The organism is Enterobacter sp. WCHEn090032, from assembly GCF_003986875.1.
Lineage (GTDB): Bacteria > Pseudomonadota > Gammaproteobacteria > Enterobacterales > Enterobacteriaceae > Enterobacter > Enterobacter sichuanensis.
Genome location: NZ_RXRN01000013.1, coordinates 86,892 through 106,476, shown reverse-complemented (window position 1 = coordinate 106,476; position 19,585 = coordinate 86,892). Strand labels below are relative to the sequence as shown.

At 53.8% G+C, this 19,585-nt stretch carries 20 protein-coding genes and 1 pseudogene; 13 read left to right on the top strand and 8 right to left on the bottom strand.

The window, feature by feature from the left end:
• Positions 1 to 49: 49 nt before the first annotated feature.
• A complete protein-coding gene (locus EKN83_RS13250; RefSeq protein WP_013096102.1) occupies positions 50 to 280 on the bottom strand; it encodes a DNA polymerase III subunit theta in 231 nt (76 codons plus the stop codon).
• Positions 281 to 417: 137 nt separating this feature from the next.
• On the opposite strand from EKN83_RS13250, the gene yobA reads away from it, so the two are divergent.
• The 3 genes from yobA to EKN83_RS13235 are packed head-to-tail and all read left to right on the top strand — an operon-like array spanning position 418 to position 2,015.
• Positions 418 to 789 carry a CopC domain-containing protein YobA gene (gene yobA / locus EKN83_RS13245; protein ID WP_126801104.1) on the top strand — a complete coding sequence of 124 codons (372 nt, stop codon included), beginning with the start codon at positions 418 to 420 and terminating at the stop codon, positions 787 to 789.
• 1 nt (position 790) lies between these two features.
• Positions 791 to 1,660, top strand: a complete 870-nt coding sequence (gene copD / locus EKN83_RS13240; RefSeq protein WP_104557096.1) for a copper homeostasis membrane protein CopD — start codon at positions 791 to 793, stop codon at positions 1,658 to 1,660.
• Between the two features lie 16 nt (positions 1,661 to 1,676).
• Positions 1,677 to 2,015, top strand: coding sequence for a YebY family protein (locus tag EKN83_RS13235; RefSeq protein ID WP_126801103.1), 339 nt, complete (start codon positions 1,677 to 1,679; stop codon positions 2,013 to 2,015).
• Between the two features lie 407 nt (positions 2,016 to 2,422).
• Here the strand turns inward: EKN83_RS13235 and EKN83_RS13230 are convergent, their stop codons facing one another.
• Complete coding sequence (locus tag EKN83_RS13230; protein WP_126801102.1) at positions 2,423 to 3,364, bottom strand: VirK/YbjX family protein; 942 nt, start codon at positions 3,362 to 3,364, stop codon at positions 2,423 to 2,425.
• A 175-nt stretch (positions 3,365 to 3,539) separates the two neighbouring features.
• On the opposite strand from EKN83_RS13230, the gene pphA reads away from it, so the two are divergent.
• Positions 3,540 to 4,184 carry a protein-serine/threonine phosphatase gene (gene pphA, locus EKN83_RS13225; protein ID WP_126801101.1) on the top strand — a complete coding sequence of 215 codons (645 nt, stop codon included), beginning with the start codon at positions 3,540 to 3,542 and terminating at the stop codon, positions 4,182 to 4,184.
• 34 nt (positions 4,185 to 4,218) lie between these two features.
• Here pphA and EKN83_RS13220 read toward each other — a convergent pair whose 3' ends face one another.
• The 4 genes from EKN83_RS13220 to yebS form a co-directional block, all read right to left on the bottom strand.
• The gene (locus EKN83_RS13220) at positions 4,219 to 4,458 is read right to left on the bottom strand and encodes a YebV family protein (protein WP_008500472.1); all 240 of its coding nucleotides are present in this window, start codon (positions 4,456 to 4,458) and stop codon (positions 4,219 to 4,221) included.
• A gap of 105 nt (positions 4,459 to 4,563) precedes the next feature.
• Positions 4,564 to 6,006 carry a 16S rRNA (cytosine(1407)-C(5))-methyltransferase RsmF gene (gene rsmF / locus EKN83_RS13215; protein ID WP_126801100.1) on the bottom strand — a complete coding sequence of 481 codons (1,443 nt, stop codon included), beginning with the start codon at positions 6,004 to 6,006 and terminating at the stop codon, positions 4,564 to 4,566.
• A 77-nt stretch (positions 6,007 to 6,083) separates the two neighbouring features.
• Positions 6,084 to 8,717, bottom strand: a complete 2,634-nt coding sequence (locus EKN83_RS13210) for a PqiB family protein (RefSeq protein WP_185857679.1) — start codon at positions 8,715 to 8,717, stop codon at positions 6,084 to 6,086.
• Positions 8,686 to 9,969, bottom strand: a complete 1,284-nt coding sequence (yebS, locus tag EKN83_RS13205; RefSeq protein ID WP_045286382.1) for a membrane integrity lipid transport subunit YebS — start codon at positions 9,967 to 9,969, stop codon at positions 8,686 to 8,688. Before yebS ends, EKN83_RS13210 begins: the two co-directional genes overlap by 32 nt.
• Positions 9,970 to 10,101: 132 nt before the next feature.
• On the opposite strand from yebS, the gene EKN83_RS13200 reads away from it, so the two are divergent.
• The 4 genes from EKN83_RS13200 to htpX all read left to right on the top strand — a co-directional run bounded on the left by EKN83_RS13200 (position 10,102) and on the right by htpX (position 14,525).
• Positions 10,102 to 10,599, top strand: coding sequence for a GAF domain-containing protein (locus EKN83_RS13200; protein ID WP_008500476.1), 498 nt, complete (start codon positions 10,102 to 10,104; stop codon positions 10,597 to 10,599).
• Between the two features lie 96 nt (positions 10,600 to 10,695).
• Entirely contained in the window at positions 10,696 to 11,382 is a 687-nt protein-coding gene (gene proQ / locus EKN83_RS13195) for an RNA chaperone ProQ (protein WP_025756901.1), read from the top strand.
• Between the two features lie 19 nt (positions 11,383 to 11,401).
• On the top strand, positions 11,402 to 13,450 hold the full coding sequence (gene prc / locus EKN83_RS13190; protein WP_047958944.1) for a carboxy terminal-processing peptidase: 2,049 nt from the start codon (positions 11,402 to 11,404) through the stop codon (positions 13,448 to 13,450).
• 193 nt (positions 13,451 to 13,643) lie between these two features.
• The gene (gene htpX / locus EKN83_RS13185; protein ID WP_014884290.1) at positions 13,644 to 14,525 is read left to right on the top strand and encodes a protease HtpX; all 882 of its coding nucleotides are present in this window, start codon (positions 13,644 to 13,646) and stop codon (positions 14,523 to 14,525) included.
• 49 nt (positions 14,526 to 14,574) lie between these two features.
• Here htpX and EKN83_RS13180 read toward each other — a convergent pair whose 3' ends face one another.
• Complete coding sequence (locus tag EKN83_RS13180) at positions 14,575 to 15,948, bottom strand: MFS transporter (RefSeq protein WP_047958943.1); 1,374 nt, start codon at positions 15,946 to 15,948, stop codon at positions 14,575 to 14,577.
• A 178-nt stretch (positions 15,949 to 16,126) separates the two neighbouring features.
• On the opposite strand from EKN83_RS13180, the gene kdgR reads away from it, so the two are divergent.
• Positions 16,127 to 16,918 (top strand): DNA-binding transcriptional regulator KdgR, encoded by a 792-nt coding sequence (gene kdgR, locus EKN83_RS13175; protein WP_025756898.1) that lies wholly within the window; start codon positions 16,127 to 16,129, stop codon positions 16,916 to 16,918.
• A 65-nt stretch (positions 16,919 to 16,983) separates the two neighbouring features.
• Here the strand turns inward: kdgR and EKN83_RS13170 are convergent, their stop codons facing one another.
• Positions 16,984 to 17,223, bottom strand: coding sequence for a YobH family protein (locus EKN83_RS13170; protein WP_025756897.1), 240 nt, complete (start codon positions 17,221 to 17,223; stop codon positions 16,984 to 16,986).
• Positions 17,224 to 17,383: 160 nt separating this feature from the next.
• On the opposite strand from EKN83_RS13170, the gene mgrB reads away from it, so the two are divergent.
• From mgrB to EKN83_RS13150, 4 genes and pseudogenes are all read left to right on the top strand, one after another.
• Positions 17,384 to 17,527: a PhoP/PhoQ regulator MgrB gene (mgrB, locus tag EKN83_RS13165; RefSeq protein ID WP_006175995.1), complete on the top strand. Its 144-nt coding sequence runs from the start codon at positions 17,384 to 17,386 to the stop codon at positions 17,525 to 17,527.
• Between the two features lie 74 nt (positions 17,528 to 17,601).
• Complete coding sequence (locus EKN83_RS13160) at positions 17,602 to 17,892, top strand: YebO family protein (RefSeq protein WP_025756896.1); 291 nt, start codon at positions 17,602 to 17,604, stop codon at positions 17,890 to 17,892.
• A 23-nt stretch (positions 17,893 to 17,915) separates the two neighbouring features.
• The gene (locus EKN83_RS13155; protein WP_126801116.1) at positions 17,916 to 18,905 is read left to right on the top strand and encodes an MBL fold metallo-hydrolase; all 990 of its coding nucleotides are present in this window, start codon (positions 17,916 to 17,918) and stop codon (positions 18,903 to 18,905) included.
• 525 nt (positions 18,906 to 19,430) lie between these two features.
• A pseudogene (locus tag EKN83_RS13150) lies at positions 19,431 to 19,575 on the top strand (DUF2627 domain-containing protein).
• The last annotated feature ends 10 nt before the right edge of the window (positions 19,576 to 19,585 follow it).

The window sequence follows — 19,585 nt, the reverse complement described above, 5'->3', positions numbered from 1 at the left end:
TTCTTATCCTGCCAGATTCAGCGTAAGGAAGTGTAACGAGTCGTTAAGCTTATTTAACTTTAGGTTCGTACGGCAAACGGGAGAGATTGACCGAGGCGAGACGGTGGGCGATTAATCTTTCACGGAACCAGTCCCGCAGATGGGCAGGTTGTTCACGTTCAACAACCTCCGCCACGATGGGCATGTTGTAACGCTCTTTGAAAGCGACGCCAGCGGCAGCGAGATCGACATTCACTTTATCCATCTCGTCCTGAGGAAGGGCGGCCAGATTGATCTTCATTACCTTCTCCTTATTATGCGGCGGCAACGTTACCGCGATTGCGCGACGATGACAAGCGGAGGCGGGATGATCCTCGACTCGTTTATTATACAGCGTTATTCTTTAGCATACAGACATAACAAAAAGGAATGATTGCGATGGGTTTCTCCGCTTCCCGCGCGGCATGCGCACTGGTTTTTCTCGCCTCTACAGTGATTTCTCCCTCGGTGCTTGCGCATGCGCATCTTCAACAGACTATCCCGGCGGCAGACAGCCAGGTGAGCGCACCGCAGACCCTGACGCTGAATTTTTCGGAGGGTATCGAACCCGGTTTTAGCGGTGTAGTGGTAACGGATGCGCAAAAACAGGTCATCAGGGCCGGTACCGCTACGCGAGACGAAAAGAATAAAACTCAGCTTACCGTACCGCTGGAACAATCGCTGACGCCAGGGACTTACCAGGTCGACTGGCATGTGGTCTCGGTTGATGGCCATAAAACCAAAGGCAGCTATCACTTTAGCGTGAAATAGCATGCTGTCGCTGATTTACATCGGGTTGCGCTTTATCCACTTTGGGGCGCTGATGCTGGTTTTTGGCAATGCGCTTTACAGCGTCTGGTTTGCACCTTCTTCTCTCCAGCGTTTAATGTCACGGCGTTTTCAGGCGCAGCAGAAAGTGGCCTCCTTAATCAGCCTGGCGGCCGCACTTCTCATGTTTATGCTTCAGGGCGGATTGATGGGAAGCGGCTGGGGAGATGTGTTTGCCCCGCAGGTCTGGCAAAGCGTGCTGGGAACGCAGTTTGGTAGCGTCTGGCTGTGGCAGATTATTCTCGCGGCGATCGCGGTCGGCGCCGCATGGCTCGCGCCACTGAAAGGGTCGCGATTGCTGCTGCTGGCAATGGGGCAGCTTATCCTGCTGGCCGGGGTAGGACACGCGGCGATGCTGGAGGGGGCGATGGGGGCTTTGCAGCGTCTTAATCATGCTGTTCACCTGATCTGTGCCGCCACCTGGCTGGGGGGATTACTGCCGCTGCTGTTTTGCATGCGTCTGGCCAAAGGGCGCTGGCAGACTGCCGCCATCTACACCATGATGCGCTTCTCACGCGTGGGCCATTACGCCGTCGCCGGCGTGCTGCTCACCGGGGTGGTTAACGCGCTAATGATACTCGGCCTCCAGATTCCCTGGGAGGCTGGTTATGTACAGTTATTGTTGTTCAAATGTGCGCTGGTGGCGTTGATGGTGGTAATTGCGCTGGCAAATCGGTATTTTCTGGTGCCACGGTTCCGTCCGGAAACCGGACGGGCACAACAGATTTTTATCAGGATGACACAGGCAGAAGTGGTGCTGGGGGCGCTGGTACTGGCAACGGTAAGCCTGTTCGCCACCTGGGAACCCTTCTGACAAGGTTAAATATCATATGAAAAAGACAGTACTTTCTCTTGTATTGCTGGCCTGCACGGGGAGCGCGCTTGCTGCACCACAGGTTATCACCGTCAGCCGTTTCGAAGTGGGTAAGGACAAATGGGCGTTTAATCGCGAAGAGGTGATGCTGACCTGCCGTCCGGGCCATGCGCTGTACGCCATCAACCCGAGTACGCTGGTGCAATACCCGCTGAATGATACCGCCGAGCAGCAGGTGGCCAGCGGGAAGAGTAGCGGGCAGCCTATCAGCGTGATCCAGATTGACGATCCTTCCCAACCTGGGCAGAAGATGAGTCTGGCACCGTTTATTGAGCGCGCGGATAAGCTCTGCTAACGTTCAGGTTTCCAATAAAAAACCGCAGATGCTTGCGAAAGCACTGCGGTTTTTTTCGTTTAATGATGCTCTGACGCTTTTTTTCCAGCCGCTTTAACTGTTGACTGGAAAACCTGGCGTCGTCATCTATTCTTAAAAGGCAAGGCGACTTAGCCTGCATTAATGCCAACTTTTAGCGCACGGCTCTCTCCCAAGAGCCATTTCCCTGGACCGAATACAGGAATCGTATTCGGTCTCTTTTTATCTGTATGAAAGTGAAAGAATAATCCCGGTAATGTCTTTCTCATACAGCGCGCACTTTCTGTACGTCCAGCTAAAACATAACACAACACAGCATGCGGAAGTCCAGCCCTTTTTGCCTGTTTTGTTAAATTTTCGTGTCGCGTCAGTAAATGGCAATGCCGGGCTTAAAAGCGCGATTTAACGGACGCCTCAATTTCATCAAGCAGTTCAAAGCGACGGCGGTATTCGGCACGCTTTTTACTGGCAATGTCCTCAAGGGATTTGCGCTCCATCTGCAGGGGGAGTTGCCAGTTGAATGTTGAGTGCTTATGACCGTCGATAGAGGCCCAAAACTCATCGTAGCTGGCATGGAAATGGCGACCTTTACTTAGTCGATAACGCAGGGCACGGAAAATATGCCCTTCATCGCTGACCGCGTAAATGGCTTTGATGCCAGATAACGTTGCCAGCTGGAAAAGCACTTCCATCAGTACTCGCTTCGGGAAGAGACCATGGCAGGCTCGGGTTGCCTGTTTGATCACATCACGGGATACGCTACGGCGCGGCCCCTGAAGACCGCCAATGACCAGAACATATTCACCTTTTTCACGGGTAACGCAAAAAGTCACACTTGCAAGTAGGGTGTTTTCGTTATCGCGTAGCCACAGTGTACACTCACCCTCACGTTCTGCTTTACTGGCGTTCATGGCATTAACGTTGTAGCACACGCCATCTTTGGCATGAAACTCGACAATGGATTGTTCTTGCGGTCCGGTTAAGGCGGCGATTAGCCCGGCATCTTTCAGGGAGTCAATCCACTGATAATGGCTGATTATGGCGTCGGCCCGTGCGTTGGCGTTCATACCCCGCATAAGATACTGGCGATGTGTTTTGCTCGGCAGGGTGATTTGTGAGGCCAGCAACTGGTTGAAATCATCGCGTCGAGCCAGCGCATCAAGCATGCGATGAGTGGAAGACCAGAACAGCAGTGAACGTAACAGAAATTTGAGACGATACTCGCGTTTTTGCCAGATAGGGCCTGGAACGAGTTTACCTTTCACCAGTTCAGAAATGATATGGGTACGATGCGAATATTGTGCATCGTCTTGCAGGCGCGTATTTGACACAGGAAAACCTCAAAGTTTATGCAATGCATATTTTAGGGGCATGCAAAAGTGTATTAATACTGGTGAAATATTTATTTATCCTTAGTTTACTGTTTGTTTAGCTTTGTGAAAAGCGCTCCTGCAGCGCGTTCCCGCGCGTATGCCAACTGAAGCTATACTCCCTGTGAGAGGTTCTATGTACCAGCGAATAGAGGGGCGGATGTGGCGTCACGTCTGGGTTGTCAGCGATATTCACGGTTGTTATCAGCGGCTTTTAGACGAGCTCAAATGCCGTCATTTTAACCCGTTTGAGGATTTACTGATTTCTGTGGGCGATCTGATCGATCGTGGTCCAGACAGTGTTAAATCATTACAGCTTATCAATGAAAAATGGTTTCGTGCCGTGCGTGGCAACCACGAGCAAATGGCTCTCGACAGTCTGGATAATAACGATTTTTCTCTCTGGACGATGAATGGCGGAATGTGGTTTGCGCAACTTGAACGCGACCAGCAACAGCTCGCGCTGTCGTTGCTCGATGCCTGCCGCGATTTACCGCATATTATTGAGATAACCTGCGCTAACGGCCTGAATGTGATTGCCCATGCCGATTATCCGGCAGCGGAATACCGCTGGCAAAAACCGGTCAGCGCCCAGCGCGTTTTATGGGACCGCGATCGGCTGATGGGCTTTATGGTGGGTAAAGGGCAGGGTATCAGCGGCGCGGATCATTTCTGGTTCGGCCATACGCCCGTCGACAGACGGTATGATTTTAATAATCTTCACTATATTGATACGGGGGCCGTTTTTGACGGTTACTTTACGCTGGTGCAACTGCAGTAATAAATAACCCGCCTTCGGGCGGGTTCTCTTTAGGTCAGGCAAGGCGCATGACCCAGGCATCGGTTTTGCTATCGTAATGCTCACGGTAAAGGACAGAATGTTCGCCATCAAGTATTGCCGGGACGCTGGTGTCGGCATCCCACGCATCGAGCTGCATGCACAAATCCGGGTCGGATTTGCAGGGAATACTTAACGTTCGATCGCCTTGTGCTTCGCCGCGCAGTTCTGCGTCGTCGATCTCGAAAGCGCCAATACGCACGCTGGTTTTCGTCATAGTGCTCTCCGGGTCGGTTGTCAAAATCTGGTATGACCAGTACGGTCACCCATTTTTTATCGTAGACAAGGAGAGCAAAATCGCCAGTAAAAAAGTGCGCTTTTTTTAGTCGGTGCGATCGTTACCGGTAAACAGACGACCATCGCGGACCAGTTCGCGCGGATAACTGTTTTTCAGTCGGGAGCCGACCTTTTTTGCCAGTCCCAGCGGGTACCCCTGATACGTCACGATTGCTTCATCGCCTGCCGGGGTGCTCGCCGGGTAGACATCGCGACCACGGTACCACTCTTCGGCTTCCTGATGCGTGAGGGCAAAAGTATTCTCGCCCCCGGCAAGTGCGATGACGGCCTCGTGCTGCCAGCGATAGCCTTTGTTATGCACTTCCGCCAGGCGGATCCCGATGCGCGAAAAACGCACTTTACCAATCAGCGGTTCGATATTCGCCGGGAAAAGCCAAACCTCTTTATCACGCTGCCAGAGGTGCAGACTTTCATCCCAGACCAGCCCAACCTGGCTGGCGGCCGCGATAAGCTGTGCGGCATCGCGACCTTTAATGGGTGCAAACGGGAAAGTGCCAACCTTGAATTTAGGTGCAGGGAGGGGAGCCACCGCCTGCGTTTTACGCAGACGCGCCACAAAGAACCCTTCACAGTCGTAAATCTGCGGGAAGACGTGAAGAAAACCTTCGGGGGTGACCGCTTCACCGGCTGAGGCAAACAGATCGTTTAGCGGCAGAAAGTCGACTGCATCCGGGTATTGCGCTTTCAGCCACAGACAGACGTCTTCGTTTTCATCACGGTTGAGGGTGCAGGTGGAGTAAACCAGTGTTCCGCCCGGTCGCAGGGCGTGAAAGGCGCTGTCGATCAGCTCGCGCTGTGTGGCGGCGATCTCAAGGTTGCTTTCCACCGACCAGTTCTTTAACGCATCGGGATCTTTACGCACCACCCCTTCGCCGGAGCAGGGGGCGTCCAGCAGAATGGCATCGAAAGCTTCCGGTAAGGCGGCGCCAAAGACGCGCCCGTCGAAGTGGGTGAGGGCAACATTATGAATACCGCAGCGGCTGATGTTGGCATGCAACACTTTCACCCGGCTGGCGGAAAACTCGTTGGCGAGGATCGCCCCCTGATTGCCCATACGGGCGGCAATTTGCGTGGTTTTCGAGCCAGGAGCCGCGGCAACATCCATTACGCGTTCAGGCGCATTGCCTTCCGCGAACAGGGCGGCAACCGGCAGCATCGAACTGGCTTCCTGAATATAGAACAGACCGCTCAGATGTTCAGCGGTACTGCCCAGCGGCACATCATCTTCATCATCGCGCTCGATCCAGAACCCCTCAGCACACCACGGGACTGGCGTAAGCTGCCAGCGGTAGGGCGCGACCAGCGTCAGAAAATCATTGACGCTGATTTTCAGCGTGTTGACGCGGATACTGCGGCGCAGCGGACGCTGGCAGGCGGCAATAAAGTCGTCTAAGGAGAGATGAGAGGGAAGCGCCTCGCGCATCTGCGCCAGGAATTGTTCAGGAAGAAATACGGAGTTTTGAGCCACGGGCACACCACAGGGAAAAGTTCAGGTGCGCAGTGTAACATAAAGGCTCCGGCGCGTTGACACCGGAGCCTTTCAGATTAACGCGGCAGGGCCGTTCCCCACTCACGCCACTCTTTGGGTTCACTTTCAAGCAGCAGGAAGTGTTTACCCGGCTGCGCTTTCGGCGCCAGCGGCGTTCCCGGCGGCGTTGCAAAGGCAATGCCACCGCGAATGAACTGATTGAAGGTGCCGGTTTTCACCACCCCTCCCGTCAGGCCGAAGTCCAGTGAATAGCCGGATGCCAGCCAGAATACCGAGTTGTTGCGGACAAGGTGCTGGTAACGTTCGCTGATGCGTAACGCCACCATCACGCGGTCGGAGAGTGTACCGAGCGTCAGGCCCGTAACCGTCCCCACCTCAATGCCGCGGAACAGGACCGGCGTACCGATGCTCAGCGAGCCAGCTTCCGGCACCTCCACCACAATGCTCAGGCCCCCCAGGTAGCGCGAGTCGGTGATTGTGGCTTCCTGCAGTTCGAAATCACGACGCGCATTGCCCTGGCCGGGCTCAACGTTGATATACGGCTGCAGGATGGTGTCGAGATGTTCCACCCCCGCGGCCGAAATCTGCGGTGTGACCACGGAGAAGCGCGAACCCGTGCGCGCAAAGGTCTGCACATATTCCGGATACAGCACGGCGGTGGCCTGCACCTCGTTGCGCGAGGTGATCAGCGTCAGCTTCTGGATCTGCCCGATATCAATGCCCAGATAGCGGATTGGCATCCCTTCCGCCAGCTTACCGGCATCAAACGCGTGCAGGGTAATTTGCCCCCCCACGGCACGCGCGGCGGTTTCCGACGGGAAGAGAATACGCTTATCGCCTTTACGCAGATTGGCACCCGCACCACTGAGATTATCGAAGCTAATCGCGCCGCGCAGCGCGCGTGAGAGCGGGGAAGCCTGCACGGTCAGCCCGTTACCATTGAGCTGAACTTTCGCGCCACCTTCGGCCCAGAAGACGCTGTTTGGCGTCAGCAGCTTGCGGTACTCGGGCTTGATATGCAGCTCGATATCAAACGCGTCCGCATGCGGGCGAACGGTAATCACTTCCCCGACTTCAAACTTGCGGTACAGCACCACGGAACCTGCCTGCACGTCCGGCAGCGTCTCAGCGCTTAATGTCAGCGTGGTGGTAGGAAGATCGCTCAGGCTGTTCTCAATCGCTTTTTCGAGGTTCGCGTATAGCGGGTAGCTGTCGCGCACGGGGCCTTTATCGCCCGGCAAAATGCGGATGCCGCCGTTAACCCATTCGCTGGCGCTGGCACCGAGGAACTCCACGCCGTCCAGACCTACCTTGACGTCGACGCGACTGTTCACCACGAATTTACTGTCGCCGTGCACCAGGTCGCTGTATTGCGGATCGATGGCGACCGAGAAGCTCACGCCACTCGCAGAGAGCGTACGCTCCAGCACCTGACCCACCTGCACGCCATGCAAAATCAACGGCTGACCGGCTTCGATACCGTAACTTTCCGGGGCATTGAGCGTGACCGTCACCACCCCCGGTTTTTGCAGCAGGGCTTTATCCGCCGGGGCAACGACGAAGCTGTTGCTGGGTTGACCTTCACCGGGGATCAGCTCAAACGTATTGCCGGTGAGCAGGGTGCTGATATTGGCGTCGTTCAGGGAGAGCTTCGGACTGCGCATTTCGATACGTGTCTTCTCGCGCAGGAGATCGACCACGCTCGGATCGACCGTCATCTCGCCGGTGACCGAGCCGCCCGGGTTGAGGGTCATTTTGGTGAGCTGACCCACCTGCAGCCCCTGATACATCAGCGGCGTTGAGCCGGCTTTTAGCCCTTTCGCATCGGGCAGGGCCAGTTTGACAATCACCCCGCGCTGGCTGTGCGCCAGGTCAGCGTATAACCCGAACGTGTCGTCGGCGGTGGCCGGGCTTGAGTTTTCCGGGGAATCAAAGGCAATGGCGCCATTCACCAGTGCCGCCAGACTCTCCAGCTTCACCTTCGCACCGCTCAGGCTGAGATCGGCATCCACCCCGGAGACGTTCCAGAAGCGGCTGCCTTTTTTCACCAGGTTGGTGAAGCGACGTTCGATCAGCACATCAATGGTGACGCCCTGTTTGTTCGGGTTAATCGCGTAGTCGTACACGCGGCCAACCGGGATTTTACGGAAATAGACCAGGGAGCCACTGTTCAGCGAGCCGAGATCCGGTGCCTGCAGATGGATCATCAAATCGCCGTTATTGAGACGGTATTTGGGCTGGGTATCCAGCGCAACAAAGTGATCCTGGGGCTCACCTTTGCCCGGCATCATGCCGATATAGTTACCGCCCACCAGCGCATCCAGCCCGGAAACACCGGCCAGCGAGGCTTTCGGGGTCACCAGCCAGAACTGCGTTTCGCTGCGCAGGGCATCCTGCATGTCAGATTTGATACTGACCCGCACCTGGATCTTGTTCAGCCCTTTTCCAAGGGAGATGTCCTGAACCGTACCGACTTCAACCCCCTGGAAGCGAACAGGGGTTCGCCCGGCAACGATGCCGTCAGCGGTCTGGAAATCGATGGTCACAGTGCTTCCGCGATCTTCATAGCTCGTCCAGATAAGCCAGCCTGCAATCATCAGCGCGATGACCGGCAGCAACCAGAATGGCGAAATGCGGCGTTTAGTTTTAATTCTCGCTTCAGTCGGCGAAGCGGGGGTTTCCTGACTCATGTGCATCCCAAAGTAAGCGGCTATCCAGCCATTCCACAGCAAGAATAGTCAATATCACCGCAGAGCCGAAATAAAAAGCCGCGGGTCCCATTGTAAAAGCAAGTAGCTGGTCGCGATTGATGAGCGACATCATCAGCGAAATCACAAACAGATCCAACATTGACCAGCGGCCAATCCAGGTCACGAATCGCAGAAGCAGAATACGGGTGCGCAAACCTTGCTCACATTTAAAATGAATACTGATGAGCAGGGTAAACATCACGATCACTTTCGTAAACGGCACCAGAATACTGGCGATAAAGACGATTGCCGCCACGCCGATGTTGCTGTGTGCAAGCGAGATGATCCCCGAGAGGATGGTATCTTCCTGACGTCCGCCATTCACATAGATGATGGAGATGGGCAGCATATTGGCCGGGATCAGGAAGACCAGAGAGGCAATCAGCGCGGCCCAGCATTTCTGCAGACTGTTGTTGCGCCGCAGCCGCAACGGGATGTGGCACCGTGGACAGCGGCCGCGCGCGTCGGGAAAGCCGGTATAGTGGCAGCCCAGACAAACCCGAAGATTCTCATCGGGGCGGGTCGCGGGGCGCTGAGGGTAAAAGCGCTCCCAGAGCTGCTCCACATTCAGATGGATCAGCGTCAAGATACTGAGCAAGACCAGACAAATGAAGGCAAACAGCCCGACGCCCGGCTGCAGAAACGCATAGTCCTGTACCTTTATTGACGCCACGCCCACGCCCACCAGGTAGATATCCAGCATCACCCACTCTTTCAGCTTTTCCAGCATCAGCAGCACCGGGCGCAGGTTCATGCCCAGAATGTTGCCAAACCAGAGGTAAGCAATGGCGGCGACCAGCACCAGCGGTGCGCCAACGGTGCAGAACAGCACCATGGCCGCGGTCAACGGATCGCCCTGACGCGTCATCTGCCAGATCCCCTGCAGCACGTTGGCGTCGATACGCACGCCGAGCAGGTAAAGTTTGAGCAGCGGCTCGCTCCAGGCAAACGGCATCAGCAGAAGCATGGTGACCGCCATGGCGGCGAGGCGGGTTAACGACCAGTCGCGGCCGTCACGGATTTTGGCGTCGCAGCGGGGACAAAAGGCACTTTGGTGCGATTTCATCTTCGGCAACATAAAAAGCGTATCGCACTGAGGGCAACGCTGATAATGTGCACGGGGCAAAGCCTGGCTTACCGTATGGACAGTTATCTTTTTTGTCGGCGTAATTTTGGTTGTTTTTAAGGCCATCAGCTGCGCACAAATAAGTATTGTTGAAAGTTATAATAACTCATGAACGGATTCATCTTGAGCATGAGCGCATTTAATGCTTATTTTAATAGGCTATGCGGTAATTTTGTAAGACAACTAAGTGATTGAATAATGAACAAAACAGAATTCTACGCGGATCTGAACCGCGATTTTAAGGCATTGATGGCGGGTGAGACCAGCTTCTTAGCCACTCTGGCAAATACTAGCGCATTGCTGTTTGAACGTCTCTCTGACGTGAACTGGGCTGGCTTTTACCTCCTGGAAGGGGAAACGCTGGTGCTTGGCCCGTTCCAGGGCAAACTGGCCTGCGTGCGCATTCCGGTTGGTCGTGGTGTCTGCGGTACCGCGGTGGCTGAGAATCAGGTACAACGTGTGGAAGATGTGCATGCGTTTGACGGTCACATTGCCTGTGATGCCGCCAGTAATTCTGAAATCGTTCTGCCGCTGGTGGTAAAAAATCAGATTATTGGTGTTCTGGACATCGACAGTACGGTCTTCAGTCGCTTTACAACCGAGGACGAACAGGGGCTGCGCGAGCTGGTGGCGAATCTGGAAAACGTACTCGCAGCAACCGATTATCAAAAATTCTTTGCGAGCGTCGCAGGATAATCAACGGATAACGTAGCATTTACGGATAGCGTCATTATAATGACGCCTGTTCATGCCTGCGCTTGTTGGCAACGTCCGTTGTAATCAGGAAATTTCATGGAAAATCAACCTAAGTTGAATAGCAGTAAAGAAGTTATCGCATTTCTGGCCGAGCGTTTCCCACAGTGCTTCAGCGCTGAAGGCGAAGCTCGTCCCCTGAAAGTCGGTATTTTTCAGGATCTGGTAGCGCGCGTTGAGGGGGAAATGAACCTCAGCAAAACTCAGCTGCGTTCCGCCTTACGTCTTTATACTTCGAGCTGGCGTTACCTGTACGGTATCAAACCGGGCGCGACCCGTGTGGATCTCGACGGCAATCCTTGTGGTGAGCTGGACGAGCAGCACGTAGAGCACGCGCGTAAACAGCTGGAAGAAGCCAAAGCACGCGTTCAGGCACAACGTGCTGAACAGCAAGCGAAAAAACGTGAAGCCGCAGCGGCTAATGGTCAGGAAGACGCGCCTCGTCGCGAGCGTAAACCTCGTCCTGCGCCACGTCGCAACGACAACAACGATCGCAAACCGCGTGCTGACAAACCAGCAGCTAAAGCCCCGCGCGCCCCTCGTGAAGAGCCGCGCCACACTCCAGTTTCTGACATTAACGCTCTGAGCGTAGGTCAGGCTCTGAAGGTAAAAGCGGGTAACAATGCTATGGACGCCACCGTACTGGAAATCACCAAAGATGGCGTTCGTGTACAGCTGACTTCTGGTATGTCAATGATTGTACGCGCAGAACACTTGTTGTTCTGAAACGGAGGCCAAGCCTGGCATGAACACTTTTTTTAAGCTCACCGCGCTGGCGGGCCTGTTTGCCATAACAGGTCATGCTTTTGCAGTGGACGATATCACCCGTGTTGATCAAATTCCGGTACTCAAGGAAGAGACGCAGCACGCGACGGTGAGCGAGCGCGTGACCTCACGTTTTACCCGTTCGCACTATCGTCAGTTCGATCTCGATCAGGCCTTCTCGGCCAAAATCTTTGACCGCTATCTGAACTTGCTGGATTACAGCCATAACGTTTTGCTCGCCAGTGATGTCGAGCAGTTCGCTAAGCGCAAATCCGAGGTGGGTGACGAGTTGCGTTCAGGCAAGCTGGATCTGTTCTACGATCTCTACAACCTGTCGCAAAAGCGCCGCTTCGAACGCTATCAGTACGCGCTGAAAGTGCTGGAACGTCCGATGGACTTCACCGGCAACGACACCTTTAATCTGGACCGCAGTAAAGCACCCTGGCCGAAAGATGAAGCCGAGCTGAATGCGCTGTGGGACAGTAAAGTGAAATACGACGAACTGAGCCTGAAGCTCACGGGCAAAGATGAAAAAGAGATCCGTGACACGCTGACGCGCCGTTACAAATTTGCCATTCGTCGTCTGGCGCAGACCAACAGTGAGGACGTCTTCTCGCTGGCCATGACGGCCTTTGCGCACGAAATCGATCCGCACACCAACTATCTCTCTCCACGCAACACCGAACAGTTCAATACTGAAATGAGCCTGTCACTGGAAGGTATCGGCGCGGTGCTGCAGATGGATGATGATTACACGGTGATCAATTCGATGGTCGCAGGTGGTCCGGCATCCAAGAGTAAAGCGATCAGCGTCGGCGATCGTATTGTCGGTGTGGGTCAAACCGGCCAGAACATGGTTGATGTGATCGGCTGGCGTCTTGATGACGTGGTTGCGCTGATCAAAGGCCCGAAAGGCAGCAAGGTTCGTCTGGAAATTCTGCCAGCCGGAAAAGGCACCAAAACCCGTATCGTTACCCTGACCCGTGAGCGTATCCGTCTGGAAGACCGCGCGGTGAAAATGTCGGTGAAAACCGTGGGTAAAGAGAAGGTGGGAGTCCTGGATATTCCGGGCTTCTATGTGGGGCTGACCGACGATGTGAAAGTGCAGCTGCAGAAGCTTGAAAAGCAGAACGTCAGCAGCGTAATTATCGACCTGCGCAGTAACGGCGGCGGTGCGCTGACGGAAGCGGTTTCACTCTCTGGACTGTTTATTCCTTCTGGTCCGGTGGTTCAGGTCCGCGATAATAACGGTAAAGTCCGTGAAGATGCCGACAACGACGGCGTGGTTTACTACAAAGGCCCGCTGGTGGTCCTGGTTGACCGCTTCAGTGCGTCCGCGTCTGAAATCTTTGCCGCTGCCATGCAGGATTACGGCCGTGCGCTGATTGTGGGCGAACCGACGTTCGGTAAAGGAACCGTTCAGCAGTACCGTTCCCTGAACCGTATTTACGATCAGATGCTGCGTCCGGAATGGCCAGCGCTGGGGTCGGTTCAGTACACCATTCAGAAATTCTACCGCGTGAATGGCGGCAGTACGCAGCGTAAAGGCGTGACGCCAGACATCATCATGCCGACAGGCACGGAAGAGACGGAAACCGGCGAGAAGTTTGAAGATAACGCCTTGCCGTGGGACAGCATCAATGCCGCGACCTATGTCAAAGCCGGTGATATGACCCAGTTTGGTCCGGAATTGCTGAAAGACCATAACGAACGCATCGCGAAAGATCCTGAGTTCCAGTACATCATGAAGGACATTGCTCGCTTCAATGCCATGAAGGATAAACGGAATATTGTTTCTCTGAACTACGCTCAGCGTGAGAAAGAGAACAACGAGGATGACGCAACCCGTCTGGCGCGTATTAACGACCGCTTCAAACGCGAAGGCAAGCCGTTGCTCAAGAAACTGGACGATCTGCCTAAAGATTACCAGGAGCCGGATCCATATCTGGACGAGACGGTGCATATCGCACTTGACCTGGCGAATCTGGAAAAAGAGAAGCCTGCCGAGCAGCCCGCTCCGGCTAAATAATCTCCCAACAGGCACAAGACATTGTGCCTGTTTCTTTTTGTTCTGCATCCTTCCGTCAGCCAGCTTTCCAATTGTGTAAAGTTGTGTCTTTCTGGTGACTTACGCCCGCCGGATGCTTGAAAATAGCCGTAATACCCATACGATGTGGGTAATCGCATAGTGCGTTTTGTTAAACTGAGGTAAAAAGAAAATTATGATGCGAATCGCGCTCTTCCTGCTCACCAACCTGGCGGTGATGGTGGTTTTCGGGCTTGTGCTAAGCCTGACAGGAATTCAGTCGAGCAGCGTTCAGGGTCTGTTGATTATGGCGCTGCTGTTTGGTTTTGGTGGCTCTTTCATTTCCCTGCTGATGTCGAAGTGGATGGCACTGAAATCGGTGGGCGGTGAGGTCATTGAGCAACCGCGTAACGATATGGAACAGTGGCTGATGAATACGGTGGCGCAGCAATCCCGTCAGGCCGGGATCGCCATGCCGCAGGTCGCCATTTACCATGCTCCGGATATTAACGCTTTCGCCACGGGTGCCCGTCGTGATGCGTCACTGGTTGCCGTGAGCACCGGTCTGCTGCAGAACATGAGCCGTGACGAAGCCGAAGCGGTTATTGCCCACGAGATCAGCCATATTGCCAACGGCGACATGGTGACCATGACCCTGATTCAGGGCGTGGTGAACACCTTCGTTATCTTTATCTCCCGTATTCTGGCGCAGATTGCGGCAGGTTTTATGGGGGGGAACCGCGACGAAGGCGAAGAGAGCAACGGTAACCCGCTGATCTACTTTGCTGTCTCAATGGTGCTGGAGCTGGTATTCGGTATTCTGGCCAGTATCATCACCATGTGGTTCTCACGTCACCGTGAATTCCATGCGGATGCCGGCTCTGCGAAGCTGGTCGGTCGTGAGAAGATGATTGCTGCCCTGCAGCGTCTGAAAACCAGCTACGAGCCGCAGGAAGCGAACAGCATGATGGCCTTCTGCATCAACGGTAAATCAAAATCGCTGAGCGAGCTGTTTATGTCTCACCCGCCGCTGGATAAGCGTATTGAAGCGCTGCGCAGTGGGGAATACCTGAAGTAAGTAAAGCAGCGTACTAAGCCGGGCAGGAGACCACTCCGCCCGGCTTTTTTTATGCCTGAACCCTGGGCTGGGTCACCCGCAGGCCGCTGACGATAGCCGCAAGGGTGGCAAGTACACCGGCGGTGAGAAGTGCAACATGGTTGCCGTTCTGGCCAGCGAGGTTAAACATCAGGGCGACCAGCGCCGCACCGGTGCTTTGTCCCAACAGACGTGCGGTCCCCAGCATGCCGCTGGCCCCACCGCTGCGATGACGTGGCGCCGAAGTGATAATGGTGTGGTTGTTAGGGGACTGGAACAGGCCAAACCCCGCTCCGCACAGCACCATGCGCCAGATGATATCAAGGTCTGAAGGCGACGACGGCAGCAGTGCCAGCGCGAAAAGCCCCGTCGCCATCACCGCCAGCCCCAGCGCACCCAACAAACCGGCGTGAACGCGTTCGATCAGATAGCCCGCCAGCGGGGCCATCACCATCGTTGCCAGTGGCCATGGGGTTAACAGCAGCCCGGTCTCTACTTCTGAACGTCCGACCACACTCTGCAGGAAGAACGGCAGCGAAACCAGGGCCAGCATCTGCGCGCAGAACGAACAGACAGAGGTGCAAATGGAGAGTGAAAAGAGAGGGATCCGCAGCAGATCAACCGGCAGTAAAGGCACCGGCAGAGCAAGCTGGCGGCGAACAAAGAAGAAGCCTGTCACCAGCAGTGCGAGGAGTTCCACCCCGGTAAGCATCAACGATTGCCCCTGCGCAAAACCGCTCAGGGCGGTAATCAGCAGACCAAAGGTGAGGGCATTCATCACCGCGCTCGCCACGTCGAAGCGCGGCATAGTGCTTTTTGGGCCGTTAGCGGGAAGAAAACGCAGGGCAAAGAAGATGGCCACCATTCCCAAAGGCACGTTTATGGCAAACAGCCATTGCCAGGACGCAACGGACAGGATCGCCGCCGCGATGGTTGGCCCGGCAGCGGAAGAGACGGCGACAATAAACGAGTTTATCCCCATCCCGCGGCCCAGATGGCGCTGCGGATAAATTAAGCGGATCAGCGCCGTGTTGACGCTCATGAGCGCCGCGCCGCCAAAACCTTGTGCAATGCGCGCCAGCGTCAGGGTATGCAGTGAATCCGACAGGGCGCATAACAATGAGGTGAGAGTGAAAACCACCAGACCGCACTGATACACCCGACGGTAACCAAACATATCGCCGAGGAATGAGAACGAAAGCAGCGAAACCACAATCGCAATCTGGTAGGCGTTAACAATCCATATCGAACTGGCCGGGGAGGCATGCAGGTCGCTGGCGATGGTTGGCAGGGCAACGTTTGCAATGGCGCCGTCAAGGACGGCCATTGAGATACCAATAATGATGGTTGCTATCGCGCCATAGCGCTGGGGTAAAGGCAGACCATCGGAAAGATTCTTTTCCATCAGGAGTAAAAAGCTCAGCGTGAAATTATTCTCAGGGTAACTATTTTAGCACTGTTACTGGCGCGATATGTCGCAGATTTGTAACGAAGTAAACGGGGACTGATTGCAGGTGACATGACGGGAACTTATAATAAAAACCGGTTCTGATTTTTATAAAACACTCTCTATGAGGTGGTAAATGGCTATTGCGGATTTGGATAAACAGCCAGATTCTGTTTCTTCCGTGCTGAAGGTGTTTGGCATCTTACAGGCGCTCGGGGAAGAGCGTGAGATTGGTATTACAGAGTTGTCGCAGCGTGTGATGATGTCGAAAAGCACCGTTTATCGCTTTTTGCAAACCATGAAGTCACTGGGGTACGTTGCCCAGGAAGGCGAGTCTGAAAAATACTCTCTGACGCTGAAACTGTTCGAGCTGGGCGCCCGTGCATTGCAAAATGTTGACCTGATCCGCAGCGCTGATATTCAGATGCGTGAAATCTCGCGTCTGACCAAAGAGACCATCCATCTCGGCGCGCTGGATGAAGACAGCATTGTTTACATCCATAAAATCGACTCCATGTATAACCTGCGTATGTATTCACGCATTGGACGTCGCAACCCGCTCTACAGTACCGCTATCGGTAAGGTTCTGCTGGCGTGGCGCGATCGCGATGAGGTGAAGCAGATCCTCGAGGGCGTGGAGTACAAACGCAGCACTGAACGAACCATAACCAATACGGATGCGCTGTTAACGGTGCTCGATCAGGTGCGTGAGCAGGGGTATGGCGAGGATAACGAAGAACAGGAAGAAGGGCTGCGCTGCATCGGCGTGCCGGTGTTTGACCGCTTTGGTGTGGTGATTGCGGGCCTGAGTATCTCTTTCCCGACCCTGCGCTTCTCCGAAGAGCGTTTGCACGAGTACGTGGCGATTCTGCACACGGCCGCGCGTAAAATTTCTGAACAGATGGGTTATCACGACTACCCGTTTTAATCGTTGTTAGCATAAAAAACGCCGCATCTGTTGCGGCGTTTTTGTGTCTGAGGCCAGGAGAGGGGTTAGCCATTATCAATGACAACGGACGTTTTACGCAGCACAGGGCAGTTGGTTAAACCAATAATCCCGCTGTCAGTATGCAGATATTGCGCCGTGCTCAGACCTTGCGCGGTTAAGTATTTACATTGAATGCCGAGTCCGGCTGCATTTTCGTTGCTTCCCGCGAGCACGCCATAACCCGTTAACAGAAGACCCGTCCAGACGACGGCCAGTGCAATAATTGTTCGAATGATTAATCGCATCATTACCTCTTTTATCGTTGTTATCATACATTCAGCCTAAACGGTTTACGCTCTGAAACAAGTGCAGAATTCTTAAAAAGGGGTGATGGCGGTACAGTTAGTCCTTGTTTAAGATAAGCGTGTTAACCTGGTGGCATCAGGTCTTTAAACGGAGTGTGGAGTGAAAAAAATACGCTGGGTGATTCTGATTATCGTGCTGATAGCGTGCGTGGTGTTATGGACGCAGACTATCAATGTGATGTGCGATCAGGATGTACAGTTTTTTAGCGGCGTTTGCGCAATCAATAAGTTTATTCCGTGGTAATACGCATTTTTTCTCAAGGTGATTTCCTTCCTTCGCGCCAGTGGTAAAATAGACGTTTTTATTGAGGTGGTGAAATGGGTGAGTTACTGAATTCAGGGCTGCTGAATATGGCATCCCTGATGATGTCTTTGGTGGTGCTGCTTGTGGGCCTGGTCGTTTGGTTTTTCGTGAACCGCGCCAGTTCACGTACGAACGAGCAGATCGAACTGCTGGAAGCGCTGCTCGATCAGCAAAAGCGCCAGAATGCGTTGCTTCGCCGTTTGTGTGAAGCGAACGAACCGGAAGAGAAAGACGCGCCGAAAGACACGGTTGCTGAAGACAAGAAAGACGAAGACGACTTTATCCGCCTGGTGGCTGAGCGTTAATCTTTTTGCGTTGGGAGGTGGCCGTGGTCTGGAAAAATCCCTGGTATGACCCCTCCCTGAACCATCACACCCCAAACGGTTTTCGTAATACCCAACCTGGTGGACATCAACCCGGCGACCTTGACCGCTGGCGTAAAGCGCGTAAAGAGGCCGGTCTACCGAAAGCGCCCACACTGGGTTATGACAATTTTATCCGCCAGTGGTGGCAACCCGCTGTGCTGACGCAACCGCATGAAGATGGCGTATGGTGGCTGGGGCATGCGAGCGTGTTGCTGCAGATGGACGGCAATATCCTCCTGACCGATCCGGTATTTTCACGGCGTGCTTCTCCGCTTCCTTTTCTCGGACCACAGCGCAGGACGCCTCCCGCACTGTCTGTCGACAAGCTTCAGCAACTTGATGCGGTCGTCATCTCCCATAATCACTACGATCATCTTGATGACGCGACCACTCGCCGGATTCTCAGGCGTTTTCCCAATGTGCAGCTCTTTGTTCCTCTTGGCCTGGCTGCCTGGTTTCGACGTCGGGGAGCAAAACAGGTGGTTGAACTCGACTGGTGGCAAAGTTTCACCTGGCAGGGAATAACGCTAACTGCTGTACCGGCGCAGCACTGGAGTATGCGCACGCCGTGGAACCGTAATCGCTCGTTATGGTGCGGCTGGGTCATGGAAGGACGACATCACCGTTTCTGGTTCAGCGGTGACACCGGGTATTCCCCTGAACTGCTGTTGATACCGGAACGTCTGGGGCCGGTTGATGTTGCCGCATTACCGATTGGTGCCTATGCCCCAAGATGGTTCATGGCTGTCCATCATATGGATCCGCAATCGGCAGTGGCATTATGGCAGCAACTGGGGTCTCCACTGGCGTTTCCCATTCACTGGGGCGTGTTTGAGCTGGCGGATGAAGCGCTGGATGAACCCGTGCAGGAGTTAATTACTGCGCTAGATAATTTAGCACCAGTTAATCATTCCTTCAGAATATTGAAAATTGGTGAATATTTATCCTTATAAACGAAGCGACAGGTTTCAGCATATATTCTGTATAAACGGGGGCGTGAGATTGTTTTATTTTTATCGAAACGTTTTGCTTGCCTTCTTTTGATGCAGCGTCATAAAAATTTCATTATTTTGGTGCATAACACTGTTTATAACCTGGTGCATTTTAATACAGCAGCGGTCAGATTATTAACACTGCTTTTTCCCTGAAACAATTTGGTCGCGTTACAATGATTTAAGCATAACTTTTCACAAATTGTTCTAACTCAATCATTGCGTAAGATTTCTTTTCCCGTTTGCTGGACGCTTTGGAATGATTGAGCTATGTTAAAAATGTCTTAGATTACAGCGACTGTGAGAGCAGCGCTGGGGCTTTGTAACGTAGCAGGGCTGTCTGTTCGCGATGCGCATAATTGTGCAGAACCTGGCAGGCATTGTTCGAATTTGTGCGGCGGATCGAGACATGTTTAAAAATGGCTTGCCATATTAAACATTGTGTGTGATAACACGTTTTGGGTCAAACGAGGTACAGTTCTGTTTATGTGTGGCATTTTCAGTAAAGAAGTCCTGAGTAAACACGTTGTCGTTGAATACCGCTTCTCTGCCGAACCTTATATTAGTGCCTCATGCAGTAATGTCTCAGTTTTATCTCAGTTAATGCCTGCGGGCTAAGAAAACACTCTAAGGAATTTTGC

Bases quoted from the DNA above. Each gene is read 5' to 3' on its own strand.
- EKN83_RS13250 (WP_013096102.1), bottom strand. From the start codon at position 280: ATGAAGATCAATCTGGCCGCCCTTCCTCAGGACGAGATGGATAAAGTG.
- yobA (WP_126801104.1), top strand. From the start codon at position 418: ATGGGTTTCTCCGCTTCCCGCGCGGCATGCGCACTGGTTTTTCTCGCC.
- copD (WP_104557096.1), top strand. From the start codon at position 791: ATGCTGTCGCTGATTTACATCGGGTTGCGCTTTATCCACTTTGGGGCG.
- EKN83_RS13235 (WP_126801103.1), top strand. From the start codon at position 1,677: ATGAAAAAGACAGTACTTTCTCTTGTATTGCTGGCCTGCACGGGGAGC.
- pphA (WP_126801101.1), top strand. From the start codon at position 3,540: ATGTACCAGCGAATAGAGGGGCGGATGTGGCGTCACGTCTGGGTTGTC.
- EKN83_RS13220 (WP_008500472.1), bottom strand. From the start codon at position 4,458: ATGACGAAAACCAGCGTGCGTATTGGCGCTTTCGAGATCGACGACGCA.
- EKN83_RS13210 (WP_185857679.1), bottom strand. From the start codon at position 8,717: ATGAGTCAGGAAACCCCCGCTTCGCCGACTGAAGCGAGAATTAAAACT.
- yebS (WP_045286382.1), bottom strand. From the start codon at position 9,969: ATGGCCTTAAAAACAACCAAAATTACGCCGACAAAAAAGATAACTGTC.
- EKN83_RS13200 (WP_008500476.1), top strand. From the start codon at position 10,102: ATGAACAAAACAGAATTCTACGCGGATCTGAACCGCGATTTTAAGGCA.
- proQ (WP_025756901.1), top strand. From the start codon at position 10,696: ATGGAAAATCAACCTAAGTTGAATAGCAGTAAAGAAGTTATCGCATTT.
- prc (WP_047958944.1), top strand. From the start codon at position 11,402: ATGAACACTTTTTTTAAGCTCACCGCGCTGGCGGGCCTGTTTGCCATA.
- htpX (WP_014884290.1), top strand. From the start codon at position 13,644: ATGATGCGAATCGCGCTCTTCCTGCTCACCAACCTGGCGGTGATGGTG.
- EKN83_RS13180 (WP_047958943.1), bottom strand. From the start codon at position 15,948: ATGGAAAAGAATCTTTCCGATGGTCTGCCTTTACCCCAGCGCTATGGC.
- kdgR (WP_025756898.1), top strand. From the start codon at position 16,127: ATGGCTATTGCGGATTTGGATAAACAGCCAGATTCTGTTTCTTCCGTG.
- EKN83_RS13170 (WP_025756897.1), bottom strand. From the start codon at position 17,223: ATGCGATTAATCATTCGAACAATTATTGCACTGGCCGTCGTCTGGACG.
- EKN83_RS13160 (WP_025756896.1), top strand. From the start codon at position 17,602: ATGGGTGAGTTACTGAATTCAGGGCTGCTGAATATGGCATCCCTGATG.